8 protein-coding genes and 1 pseudogene are annotated in these 12,058 nt (G+C 67.9%); 6 read left to right on the forward strand and 3 right to left on the reverse strand.

The annotated features are described in order from the left end of the window. Nucleotides 1-516: 516 nt before the first annotated feature. From QF037_RS01920 to QF037_RS01930, 3 genes are all read left to right on the forward strand, one after another. Nucleotides 517-1,962: an amino acid permease gene (locus QF037_RS01920; protein ID WP_307021145.1), complete on the forward strand. Its 1,446-nt coding sequence runs from the start codon at nucleotides 517-519 to the stop codon at nucleotides 1,960-1,962. 719 nt (nucleotides 1,963-2,681) lie between these two features. Further along, nucleotides 2,682-3,827, forward strand: coding sequence for an ABC transporter substrate-binding protein (locus tag QF037_RS01925; protein WP_307021146.1), 1,146 nt, complete (start codon nucleotides 2,682-2,684; stop codon nucleotides 3,825-3,827). Between the two features lie 386 nt (nucleotides 3,828-4,213). Then, nucleotides 4,214-4,675, forward strand: a complete 462-nt coding sequence (locus QF037_RS01930; protein ID WP_307021148.1) for a transposase — start codon at nucleotides 4,214-4,216, stop codon at nucleotides 4,673-4,675. Here QF037_RS01930 and QF037_RS01935 read toward each other — a convergent pair. From QF037_RS01935 to QF037_RS01945, 3 genes and pseudogenes are all read right to left on the reverse strand, one after another. Beyond that, nucleotides 4,609-5,803, reverse strand: a pseudogene (locus QF037_RS01935) (RNA-guided endonuclease InsQ/TnpB family protein). The gene QF037_RS01930 and the pseudogene QF037_RS01935 overlap by 67 nt on opposite strands. A gap of 265 nt (nucleotides 5,804-6,068) precedes the next feature. Beyond that, complete coding sequence (locus QF037_RS01940) at nucleotides 6,069-6,578, reverse strand: DinB family protein (protein WP_307021149.1); 510 nt, start codon at nucleotides 6,576-6,578, stop codon at nucleotides 6,069-6,071. Nucleotides 6,579-6,749: 171 nt separating this feature from the next. Further along, nucleotides 6,750-7,088: a DUF6233 domain-containing protein gene (locus QF037_RS01945; protein WP_307021150.1), complete on the reverse strand. Its 339-nt coding sequence runs from the start codon at nucleotides 7,086-7,088 to the stop codon at nucleotides 6,750-6,752. Nucleotides 7,089-7,484: 396 nt separating this feature from the next. On the opposite strand from QF037_RS01945, the gene QF037_RS01950 reads away from it, so the two are divergent. The 3 genes from QF037_RS01950 to QF037_RS01960 all read left to right on the forward strand — a co-directional run bounded on the left by QF037_RS01950 (nucleotide 7,485) and on the right by QF037_RS01960 (nucleotide 11,678). Beyond that, a complete protein-coding gene (locus QF037_RS01950) occupies nucleotides 7,485-8,795 on the forward strand; it encodes a cellulose binding domain-containing protein (protein ID WP_307021152.1) in 1,311 nt (436 codons plus the stop codon). A gap of 22 nt (nucleotides 8,796-8,817) precedes the next feature. Beyond that, nucleotides 8,818-9,990 carry a cellulose binding domain-containing protein gene (locus QF037_RS01955; RefSeq protein ID WP_307021153.1) on the forward strand — a complete coding sequence of 391 codons (1,173 nt, stop codon included), beginning with the start codon at nucleotides 8,818-8,820 and terminating at the stop codon, nucleotides 9,988-9,990. A gap of 191 nt (nucleotides 9,991-10,181) precedes the next feature. Continuing rightward, a complete protein-coding gene (locus tag QF037_RS01960; protein WP_307021155.1) occupies nucleotides 10,182-11,678 on the forward strand; it encodes a cellulase family glycosylhydrolase in 1,497 nt (498 codons plus the stop codon). Nucleotides 11,679-12,058 lie beyond the last annotated feature (380 nt).

A 12,058-nucleotide genomic window follows, 5' to 3' on the forward strand; every position in this document is an offset into this window, starting at 1 on the left:
AGGCGGGCCTTGGCACGGCGCGGGTGTCGCGCCGGGAGTGGCGGGCCGCGATGCAGGAAAAATTAGAGCAAGGTGAACAGTTAAACAAGACCTTGCTGCGGCCAGTCCGTAAGCGGGAGACAGGGTCGGGTCGGCGGCCGGGCCGCCATGGCTCTGAGCAGGCGATTCGCGTCTCGACGGGCGCGTCTTCGGGGTGCGTCGACGGGGCGTGAGGGTGCGTCTGTGGGGCGTGGGTGCCCCGGGAGGCGGCGCGCGGATGCCGTCGGCCGGACGACCGGGCCCCTTGTTTTTTTTGATCGCCGTGAACTATTTTCCTGAGCGTCACCGGGCAACCGATGCGGCAGATACCGGCCGACGACTGTGATCCACCATGCCCTCCCCGCGACCGTGATCGCCACCCCCGGCCCCGTCCCTGACCCGGCACCCCGCACGCCACGCCCGGCGGAATCCATACGGCCACCTCCGTCCGATCTCGCCGGAACCGTCCCCATTCCCGCCAGTCCCCTGGATGTCGAGATGACAACACGTCCCCCTGCCCCCGCCCCCGACACCGTCACCACCACCGAAAGCACCCCATCAGGATCCGGCCTGCAGGCCGGCTTGAAGAACCGTCATCTGTCGATGATCGCGATCGGCGGTGTGATCGGAGCAGGCCTGTTCGTCGGCTCCGGCTCGGGCATCGCCGCCGCAGGGCCCGGCATCCTCGTGTCGTACGCACTCGTGGGCGCCCTGGTCGTGCTCGTGATGCGCATGCTGGGTGAGATGGCCGCCGCGAACCCGACCTCCGGTTCCTTCTCCGCCTACGCCGACCGCGCGCTCGGCCGCTGGGCCGGGTTCTCCATCGGCTGGCTGTACTGGTTCTTCTGGGTCGTGGTGCTCGCCGTGGAGGCGACCGCCGGCGCGAAGATCCTCGAAGGCTGGATCCCGGGCGTGCCGCAGTGGGCCTGGGCCCTGATCGTGATGATCGTGCTGACCGTCTCCAACCTCGCCTCGGTCGCCTCCTACGGCGAGTTCGAGTTCTGGTTCGCCGGGATCAAGGTCGTCGCGATCGCCGCGTTCATCGGGGTCGGCCTCCTGGCGGTCTTCGGGATCCTGCCGGGCACGCACAGCGACACCGCAGGGCTGTCCAACCTCACCGCGCACGGCGGCTTCCTGCCCAACGGACCCGGCAAAATCCTCACCGGCGTGCTGATGGTGGTCTTCTCCTTCATGGGCAGCGAGATCGTCACGCTGGCGGCCGGGGAGTCCGAGGACCCCCAGCGCGCGGTCACCAAGGCCACCAACAGCGTCATCTGGCGGATCGGCGTGTTCTACCTCGGCTCGATCTTCATCGTGCTGACCCTGCTGCCCTGGAACTCCCCAGCCATCACCAAGGACGGCTCGTATGTCGCCGCCCTGGACTCCCTGGGTATCGCGCACGCCGGGCAGGTCATGAACTTCATCGTTCTCACCTCCGTGCTGTCCTGCCTGAACTCCGGCCTCTACACCGCCTCCCGCATGGCCTTCTCCCTCGGCCGCCGCGGCGACGCCCCCGCCGCCTTCGGTCAGACCAAGCGCCAGGGCGTGCCGCAGACCGCGATCCTCGCCTCGGTCGTCTTCGGCTTCGTCGCGGTGTTCTTCAACTACGCCTGGCCCGACACCGTCTTCCTGTTCCTGCTCAACTCCTCCGGCGCCATCGCCCTGTTCGTCTGGCTGGTCATCTGCTTCTCGCAGCTGCGCATGCGCCGGATCATCCAGGCAGAGGCACCAGAGAAACTGGTCGTGCGGATGTGGCTCTTCCCGTACCTCACCTGGGCGACCATCGCGCTGATCGTGTTCGTCCTCGGCTACATGCTCACCGATACCGCGTCCGGTGGCGGCCGGGACCAGGTGGTGCTGTCCACAGCGGTCGCGCTCGGGGTGGTGGGCATCGCGGTGCTGCGGCAGCGGCTGACCGCCAAGCGCGCGATCTCCGCGGCGTAGGCGAGGGGCAGGGCCCCATGCGCTGGACCTGAAGCGGCTGGTGTCGCAGCTCTCCTGCCGCGACACCAGCCGTTCGCAGCACCGAACCGAGTCGGACGGGACGGGAGTTGCGGAAAACGCTTTGGATTCTTACGACCTCGGGGGAAATTGAGGTCGGGACGTGCTGGCCTGGCGGTTCGGCTGATGTGATCAGCGGGCGCCGTTGCGGACGAGGATGAGTGCGGTGCTCGCCCGGCGCCGGGCGGGCCGCTGTGCGGAGCGGTCGGAGACCAGGCCAGTGATCGCCAGGAGCGGCCGGCAGCTCAGCGTAGGTGGATCCAGTACTGGCGGGAGAATCACAGAACGCCAGCAACTCGTCGATGTCATCGGCGATCTTTTTGACGGCCCCTCAGCCAGGGCTTACCAGAACCCGAGACCCCGTCGCCGACGGCGAAGACGGGAGCGCACGCCCGCGGGTCATGTCCCGCGGGGTGGTGTGGTCACGGCAGCTGTTTCGGTTCCGGTTGTGGGGTGATCTCGGGTTCGGTTGGCGTGGGAAACATCCAGTGGAACAACGAAACTGCTCGCGCCCTTCCGACGGCACCCACCGTGACCGTTCAACCGAACGATTGAACCCGGAGACAGCCTTCGGATGACGCGGAACAACGCGGTTCATCGGCAGGATTGGTGCGCCGCCTCGTACGGAATCTGGCGGCGGAACCAGCAGGAGGACCCCCACGATGCCCAGTAACTTCAGCAGGCGGCGGCTGCTCACCACCGGAGCCGGTGTCGCTCTCGGCGGTGCCGCCGCGGCCGTCGCGACCGACGCTCAGGCGGCTGACCCCGTCGGCGCCCCGCTGGCGGGTGTCCGCGAGGAGAATCGCTCCCTCGACGAGCTCTACGAGGCTGCCATCGCCGAAGGCGGCAAGCTCGTCCTTTACCAGGGCGGGGACGTCGACGCCCAGGCAGCCGGGCTACGGACCGACTGGGCCGCCCGCTTCCCGAAGATCCCGCTGACGGTCTCCGTGGACTACAGCAAGTACCACGACGTCCGCGTGGACAACCAGCTCGCGACCGACACCCTGGTCCCCGACGTCGTCCAGTTGCAGACGCTCCAGGACTTCACCCGCTGGAAGCGCGAGGGCAAACTGCTGCGCTACAAGCCCGCAGGCTTCTCACAGATCCACAAGGGCTTCAAGGACCCGGACGGCGCGTGGACGGCGCTGTTCGTCATCGCCTTCAGCTTCATGTACGACATCCAGGCGGCCGGGGCGAACGCGCCCAGGACGCCACTGGACCTGCTCGACGAAACCTGGAAGGGCGCCATCGCCTCCTCCTACCCGAACGACGACGACGCGGTGCTGTACCTCTACTCCCTTTACCAGCAGAAGTACGGCTGGGACTGGGTGGCGAAGTTCGCCGCGCAGCAGCCCCAGTTCGCCCGGGGCACGAACACCCCGGGCGCCGCGGTCAACGGCAAGACGAAGACCATCGGAGTCGGCGCGGGGGGCAGTGCGGTCTCCACGTCGACAACGGTGAAGTGGGTCCTACCGACCGGCGACCATCCCTTCATGGCCTGGGGGCAACGGGCCGCGATCCTGAAGAAGGCGGCGCACCCTGCCGCCGCCAAGCTGTACGTGAACTGGCAGCTCTCCGAGGAGCGCCAGGCGGCCAGCCGCAACGGCTGGTCGGTGCGGACGGACGTCACGCCGTACGCCGGCCTGAAGCCGGTGTGGGAGTTCCCGAACGCCCACGTCGACGGCTTCCCCAGGTTCATGGAGGACCGCGCCGCGGCCGAGCGGCTGCGGCAGACGTTCTCCCTCTACTTCGGCGAGGTCAAGGGCGACCCGTCGCCGGGCTGGCCCGGTCTGCACCCGGGGAGCTGACGTCAGCGCGGGCACGGCACCACCGGGGCGTTTACCGCGATCAAACAGGTCACGGCTTACGGCGTGGTCCGCGATTGAGGCCCCGACGTGTTGGTCTGGCGGGTTGGCTGGTAGTTGATCAGAAGGCGTCTCGCCGGGCGAGTACCAGTGCGGTGCTCAGCTCGCCGCGGGTTGGCCGGTGAACGGAGCGGTCCGATACCAGCGAGGCGATCGCGCAGTGGGTTTCGGCGTAGTCCTCGCGTCGGGTGGTGTGGCGCTGGAGCGGGCGCCACTGCCGCAGTTCGGCCTTGGTGTGCTCGACGCAGATCCGGGCCGAGGACTGCCGTCGGCGACGGCGAGACGGCCTATGCCCGGCAGCTGCTGCATCACCTTCGACCGGACTGCTGGTGCTCTGGGACAAGGGCTTCGACAGCAACAAGTTCCTCGCCGCCGTGTCCGACACCGACGCCAGGTTCCTGGGTCGCCTCCGCTCCAGGCGACGTCCCCCGGCCCTGTCCCACCTGGTCGACGGCTCGTATCTGTCCGTCATCGGCACCACCCCGGTCCGCATCGTGGAAGCGCAGATCGGCGTCACCTGCCAGGACGGCACCCTGTTCACGGGCACCTATCGGCTGGCCACGACGCTGACCGACGCCCGACGCTACCCGGCCAAGACCCTCGTCACGCTCTACCACCAGCGGTGGGAGCACGAGTCGGCGTACTACGTGCTGCGGCACACCCTTCAGCAAGGCCGACATCTGCGCTCACTTGACTTCCTCCCCCTCGTGAACGAGGGGGATTCCTACGGCTCGCGCCGTGGGGTTTTCTGCTTCACCGCCGACTGCCCCGTCCGGGAGGACTCCCGTTGAGGTCTTACACCGGCTCCACAGACAGACACCGCCAGCCCGGCGGCCAGAATGTTCTTCGCCGCGTTCACGTCCCGGTCATGGACCGCGCCGCATTCACACGTCCACGTACGGACGTTGAGAGGCAGCTTCGCCCGGATCGTGCCGCAGGCACCGCACAGTTTCGAGCTGGGGAAGAAGCGGTCGACGACCACCAGTTCCCGCCCGTACCAGGCGCTCTTGTACTCCAGCATCGTCCGCATGTCGCTCCACGCCGCATCCGAGACGGCCCGGGCGAGCTTGTGGTTCCTGACCATGTTGCGGACGGTCAGGTCCTCGATCACGACCGTTTGGTTCTCACGGACGAGACGGGTGGTCAGCTTATGCAGGAAGTCCCGGCGCCGGTCGGTGATCCGGGCGTGGACACGGGCGACCTTACAGCGGGCCTTGGCCCGGTTGGTCCCGTCGCCCTTGGCCTTGCGGGACAGTTCCCGCTGGGCCCTGGCAAGGCGGGCCCGGTCCCTGCGCTCGTGCTTCGGGTTGGTGATCTTCTCGCCGGTGGAGAGCGTCGCCAGGGACGTGATGCCCAGGTCGATGCCGACCGCGTTCGTGGTGCGCGGGGCCGGGGTGATCGTGTCGTCGCAGAGCATCGACACGAACCAGCCCGGCCGCATCCTGGGACACGGTCACCGTGGACGGCTGCGCACCCTCGGGAAGCGGCCTCGACCACACGATGTCCAGGGGCTCGGCCATCTTGGCGAGCGTCAGTTCGCCTTGACGGAAGCGGAAGCCGCTGGTGGTGTACTCCGCGCTCCTGCGGGACTTCTTCTTCGACTTGAAGCGCGGGTACTTCGCCCGCTTGCCGAAGAGGTTGGTGAACGCCACCTGCAAGTGCCGCAGCGCCTGCTGGAGCGGAACCGACGACACCTCGCCCAGGTACGCCAGTTCCTCGGTCTTCTTCCACGCGGTCAGCATCGCGGAGGTCTGGTTGTCGTTGATCCGCTCCTGCCACGTCCACGCCCGGGTACGGGCATCGAGCGCCATGTTGTAGACCTTCCGCACACAACCGAAGGTGCGCGACAGCTCAGCCGCCTGCGCATCCGTCGGATGGAAGCGGTACTTGAACGCCCGCTTCACGTGGTTCCCGGTCACGCTCACAAACTAGCCCACTACTGGTTAGGTCCAAATCCGCAAACCAGAACACTGTGATCCGCCCTGACGGCAAATCACAGCTCCCTGCCCTGCTCCGCAGGCGCCCGATTCCTCCCCGGCCTGAAGGCCCGGGATTCCTCGGACGCAACCGATGACGAGGGAGTCCAACTCTGTGTTCAACCCCTGACGTTGGACTCCCTCCTTCCTGCCCCGCGGGTGATTCTCTGGAAGGTTCAGCGTATGGAGCTCGATGGCGCCTGCGGACTCAGGCGCCCACGGTCCCGTCGACACCTTCACGTAGAAAGTCCGCATGCCCGTTGTGGCGCCCGTACTCCAGGAGCACGTGCACCATCACCATCCGCAGCGACACCTCCTCGCCCCATCGTGGCTGGTACCCGGCCTGGTCCAGGGACTCCGCCTTTCGCTCGATACGGCGCGAGTTCTCCACCTCGGCATCCCAAGCTCCGAACGCCTCGTCCCTGGTCGACGCGCTCGCGTCGTACGCCGCCTGGAAGTCGATCTTGTCGGACCAGACCATGGGTGCGTCATGGTCCTCGAACACTCGACGGAACCAAGCACGCTCCACCTCCGCCATGTGCCGCACCAGACCGAGTAGCGAAAGCGTGGACGGCGGCATTGACTGCTGTCGCAGCTCCTCGTCGGTGAGCCCTTCGCACTTCATGGCGAGGGTTGCGCGGTGGTAGTCGAGGAAAGCCCGCAGCATGTCGCGTTCGCTGCCAAAACTGGGCGGTCCTATGCGGTTGTCGCTGGTCACTGGTTTTGCTCCTCATCCGTGCCTGCGTTGAGGGCCAGTATCTACTCCCGTCGACTGTCCCAGACGAGGGCCGTCAACCGGACCTGATTGTTCCCCCGGAGGCCGCCGACCACAGGAACCAGAAAGGCTCATTGGTTTCCGCAGCCGCAACTACCCCTCGGAACCGATCATTTAGTCGAGCAGGCCGAGCTGTGTGTCCGGGCGGCAGTGCGGGCAGGCGACGATACCGTCGGTCAGGGCCCGCAGCGCGGCATCCCGCGCCACGCCCTTCGATCGTTTGCCCGCCATGTGGCAGTCACCCGCGTGCACGTACACGGGCGGGGCGTGATGGCCGATGCTCTGCTCGATCAGCCAGCTGGGCACCGGCGGCCGCGCCTCCACACCGCGCCGGCGCTCCGCCTCACGGCGCTCCTCCTCGACGATCCACCGCCGGGTACAGGCCAGATCCCGCTCCTGAACGCGCTCCAGGAAACGGAGCAGTACCAGTCTCGACGGACTTGAATCGTGCACACGTTCGATTATAGGGGCTACCCTGACCTGCGCATCCCAGGGGCTCAGGAGACAGCGTGGACCACTTGGCTTCCTCCCCCCGCCTTTAGGCGGGGGGAGGAAGTCAATCCATGCCGCCCCACCGTCGAGCAGGCGTTGAACGCCTGACTGCCCCCCCTCGGGCCGGTCCATGGCCTCCCCCGGAGCCGAACTGTCCGGGCTCCGTGAGGAGGGAGACAAAACTCCGACGGGAACCCACACCCTTGTCAGGGGCATGGCCCTCTTCTACAGTCCCCGGATACGGAGATTGTGGGAGCGCTCCCATAGGTGAGGTGTTCCAGCGCTCACTCCCCTCCCTCCGAGAGGACTCCCATACGAACGTCACGGCGCCCCGTCACGAAGAAGGCGGATCCCTCCATGCAGCTTCTTTCGACCCCCCGCTCGCCGGCCCGAAGGCGCACCGCCACGTTGCTGGCAGCGCTCTGCTGCGCCGCGTTACCCGTCGTGGCCGTGGCGGCTCAGCCGCCCGCGGCGAGTGCCGCCGCAACTGAGGTCCTGGGCAACGCGACCCACTTCGCCGGGCTCGGCAGCCCCTACGGCGGCTGCGGTCTGCCGCAGCGCGAACTGGACAGCCAGGACTTCGTGGCGCTCAACGTGTTCAACACGCCCGGCGACTACTCGAGCACCTACCCCCGCCCGGTCCCGGACTCAAGCGCATCGGTCAAGGGCGTCTTCGACAACGGCCGCAACTGCGGCCGCTGGGTCAAGGTCACCATCGGGGACTACTGCACCGGCACCAACGACGGCGCCCCGGGCCGGCCCTTCTGCCGCAACGGCTCCTGGGTGGCCGACAGGTACAACGGGGCCACCATGACCATGCTCGTCGCGGACAGCTGCGCCGATTCCAACGCCTGGTGCCGGGACGACCCCAACCACCTCGACCTGGCAACCGACTCTCTCAACCGCTTCCGGATCGGCGGCACCCCCGTGGGGACGATGTACCCGGACCACTGGAACAACCGTCATGTCTCCTGGAGCTTCGTCCCGGCCCCTGACTACAGCGGCGACATCCGTATCGGCTTCCTCAGGGGAGCCCAGCGGTACTGGCCCGCCATCGCCGTCTCCCATCTGCCCGACGGCATCCACGGCGTCCAGTACCTGGCGAACGGCACCTGGACCGACGCCGCGATGAACAGCGACATGGGGCAGTCCTACGTCATCGGCGCGACGACCTCCGACCAAAGCAGCTTCACCATACGGATCCGCGACGCAGCCGACGCCTGGCTGGGCGGCGGCCGTACGTACTCCTTCTCGCTGCCGTCAGGCTGCGCGGGAGGCTGCGCGCAGGACTACACCGTCGTCCCCTACACCACCGACAGCTCTGGAGGGACACCACCTCCCACTCCCGCGCCGAGCCCCTCCGGCGACACCGCCTGCACGGCGGAGTGGAAGCTGACCGGCTCATGGCAGGGCGGGTACCAGGCCGATGTCACGGTCACCAACACCGGGTCCCGGCCGGCCACCGACTGGTCGGTGCACCACACCCTGCCGGACGGTGTGAGCGTGGCGAACCGCTGGAACGCGGTGCTGGATCCGTCCCGCCCCGCCACCACCGTTCACAACGCCTCCTACAACGGCTCGCTGGCACCGGGCGCGTCGACGACCTGGGGGATGACGCTCAGCGGCGACGACCGAGACCTCGGCACACTCTCCTGCACCGCGTCCTGACTCCCGGAGATTGATCATGGCCATGACTTCATTACGCGTGCGCCGCCACCGCCTGCCGCTCTGGGCATTGGTGCTGACCGTGGTGGCGGTGGCCCTTCCTGCCATCGCGACGTCGCGCGCTCAGGGCGCGGCGACGGGCTGCACGGTCACGTACACCACGAACGAGTGGTCCGGCGGCTTCACCGCCCAGATCCGCGTCACGAATCTCGGCGCCGCCCTGAACGGCTGGCGGCTGGAGTGGACCTACGGCGGCGACCAGCAGGTCACGTCCGCCTGGAACGCGCAGGTCACCCAGTCGGGCAGCGCGGTGGCCGCTGTGAACGTCGCGCACAATGCCGTGCTCGCCGCCGGCGGATCCGTGGACTTCGGGCTCCAGGGCACCTGGCGCACCGCCGACCCGGCTCCCACCGCCTTTGCCCTCAACGGCACGCCGTGCGGCGGAACCGCGAGTCCCACCCCGACGGCGACCGCCTCACCGACAGCGACCGCGACAGCCACGGCGTCGGCCGAATGCGCCGGGGCGACGATCTGCTCCGACTTCGAGGACCAGACCGGTACCGTGCCTTCGGGCCCCTGGCAGACCACGGCACCCGACTGCCAGGGCACGGGGAAGGTCAGCGTCGACACGTCCGTCGTCTACAGCGGCACCAGGTCGCTGCGCGTCGACGGCGGCGCAGGCTACTGCAACCACGTCTTCGCAGCCTCCACCCGCGATCTGTCCTCCGTCGGGCCCGTGGTGTACGTACGTATGCGGGTCCGGCACACCACCGCCCTGCCCACCGACCACGTCACCTTCGTATCCATGCCGGACGCCTCACAGGGCGGCAGGGCGCTGCGCGTCGGCGGGCAGAACGGCGCGCTGCAGTGGAACCGTGAGAGTGACGACGCGACGCTGCCGGAACAGAGCCCGGCGGGGGCCGCGCTCAGCACGCCGCTGCCGACCGGCCGGTGGCTGTGCCTGCGGTTCCAGATCGACACCACCGCCCAGTCCATGCGCACGTGGGTCGACGACCAGGAGGTCGCCGGCCTGCATGTGGACGGGGTGGCGACCCAGAACGTCGACGGGCAGTGGCTCGTCCGTAGGACCCCTCCCCGCCCCACCGGCCTGCGCCTGGGGTGGGAGAGCTACGGCACCGGGGACGACACTCTCTGGTTCGACGACGTGGCCCTGGGCTCCTCACCGATCGGCTGCTGACGCCCGCGTGGGATCCGTCGGGAAGACAGGATTTGAACGCGCGACAGTTGTTGATTCCTTGATCCGTACGGCACGCAGTCCCCGCCTGGTGGACCGGTCAGCTGCAGGCCCTCGGCCTGGGCCCCGCTCACCAGTTCGTCGATCAGCTGGGTATCGAGCTCATCGATCCCTTACGGCAACGAGGAGATCAAGTGAAACGTCGTCACGCCTTAGTGGCCACCGGCGCCGCCGGTGCACTGATCCTGGGTGGCCTTGCCTTCGCCACCCTGCCCGCATCGGCAGCCGCCACCGGCTGCTCGATCGCGTACAAGGTGCAGAGCGAATGGCCGGGAGGGTTCACCGCGAACCTGGCCATCACCAATCTCGGCTCCCCCGTGCGAGGGTGGACCGCGACGTTCGACTTCCCGAACTCCGACCAGAAGGTCACCAACGGCTGGAGTGCCACGTGGACACAGTCCGGAGCCCGCGTGTCCGCCACCAGCCTCGACTGGAACGGAGCGCTGGATACGGGCACGTCGGTTTCCATCGGGTTCACCGGTGCGTGGAAGGGCGTCAATCCAAAACCCGCATCGGTTGCGCTCAACGGCGTGACCTGTACCGGCTCGGTGACATCCCCGTCCCCCAGCCCCACCGCCACTCCGACCAGTGGTCCCAGTGATCCGGCCCCGGAGCTGAAGGTCTCCGGCAACAAGATCGTCACCGCGAGCGGCAAGCAGTACCGGCTGCTGGGTGTGGACCGCTCCAGCGGTGAATACGCTTGTGTGCAGGGCAAGGGGCTATGGGACAGCGGCCCGGTCGACCAGGCGTCCGTCGACGCGATGAAGACCTGGAACATCCACGCGGTACGCGTGCCGTTGAACGAGGAATGCTGGCTCGGCATCAACGGCTCGCCCAATGGAGCCACGTACCAGCAGGGCGTCAAGGACTACGTCAACCTGCTGGTGGCCAACGGCATCACCCCGATCCTCGACCTGCACTGGACCCGGGGTGCCTACACCAACGGGCCGGACTGGCACTGCAAGGACGCCACCGCGACCTGCCAGAAACCGATGCCGGACGCGCAGTACGCCCCCCAGTTCTGGACCGGTGTCGCCAACGCGTTCAAGGGCAACGACGCCGTCGTCTTCGATCTGTTCAACGAGCCGTACCCGGAGATCGCCAGCAACTGGGACAAGACCCTCGGCTGGACGTGCTGGCGAGACGGCGGCACCTGCACCGGCCTTCCCTATGAAACCGCCGGCATGCAGGACCTGGTCGACGCTGTCCGGGCCACCGGCGCGACCAACGTCCTCATGCTGGGTGGCCTGGAGTGGGCCAACGACATGCGGGAGTGGCTGACGTACAAGCCGACCGACCCACTGAACAACCTCGCCGCGTCCTGGCACTCCTACAGCTTCAACGCCTGCGCGACCGAATCCTGCTGGGACAGCCAGGTCGCGCCGCTCGCGCAACAAGTGCCGGTCGTCATCGGTGAGTTCGGCCAGGACAACTGCGGCTTCGACTACATGCAGCGGCTGGTGGACTGGGCCGACGCGCACAGCATGGGTTATCTCGCGTGGACGTGGAACCCGTGGGGCTGCAGCACCGGCGCCGTACTCATCAAGGACTGGGCCGGAACCCCGGAGCCTGGCGTCGGCGAGGGTCTGAAGGCCCACCTGATCAGCCAGGACCCCTACACGACCCCGTAACCGCGCACCCAGCGGCTGCTCAGCCGCGTACGACGCCGCCCCGGCCGGATGCCCCAACGGCACAACTCGGCCCGGGCGGCTTTCGACCACCACGAGTGTGAGTGTGGCGAGGTGCTCGAACCGCAGCCCACAGGGGAGTCGCCGGCTTCCGGACTCCAGGTGTGAAACCGGTCGGCGGTCGGCATCGGAGCGTCCCGCACCAGCCGGATGCCCATTCGCCCTTGTCCGACAGGATTCCTCGTGCGTGCAGGCGGAGGATCTGCTTGACAGTGCAGGTCAGGAGCGCTTGGCGACCGGCTACGGCCACCCGTGACGGCATCGTCAAGGTCAACCCCGCCCGGGCGCCCGGCTGGCGACCTCGATGTCCGGGTGCGCGCGTA

It is taken from the genome of Streptomyces canus (assembly GCF_030815415.1).
Taxonomy (GTDB): domain Bacteria; phylum Actinomycetota; class Actinomycetes; order Streptomycetales; family Streptomycetaceae; genus Streptomyces; species Streptomyces canus_F.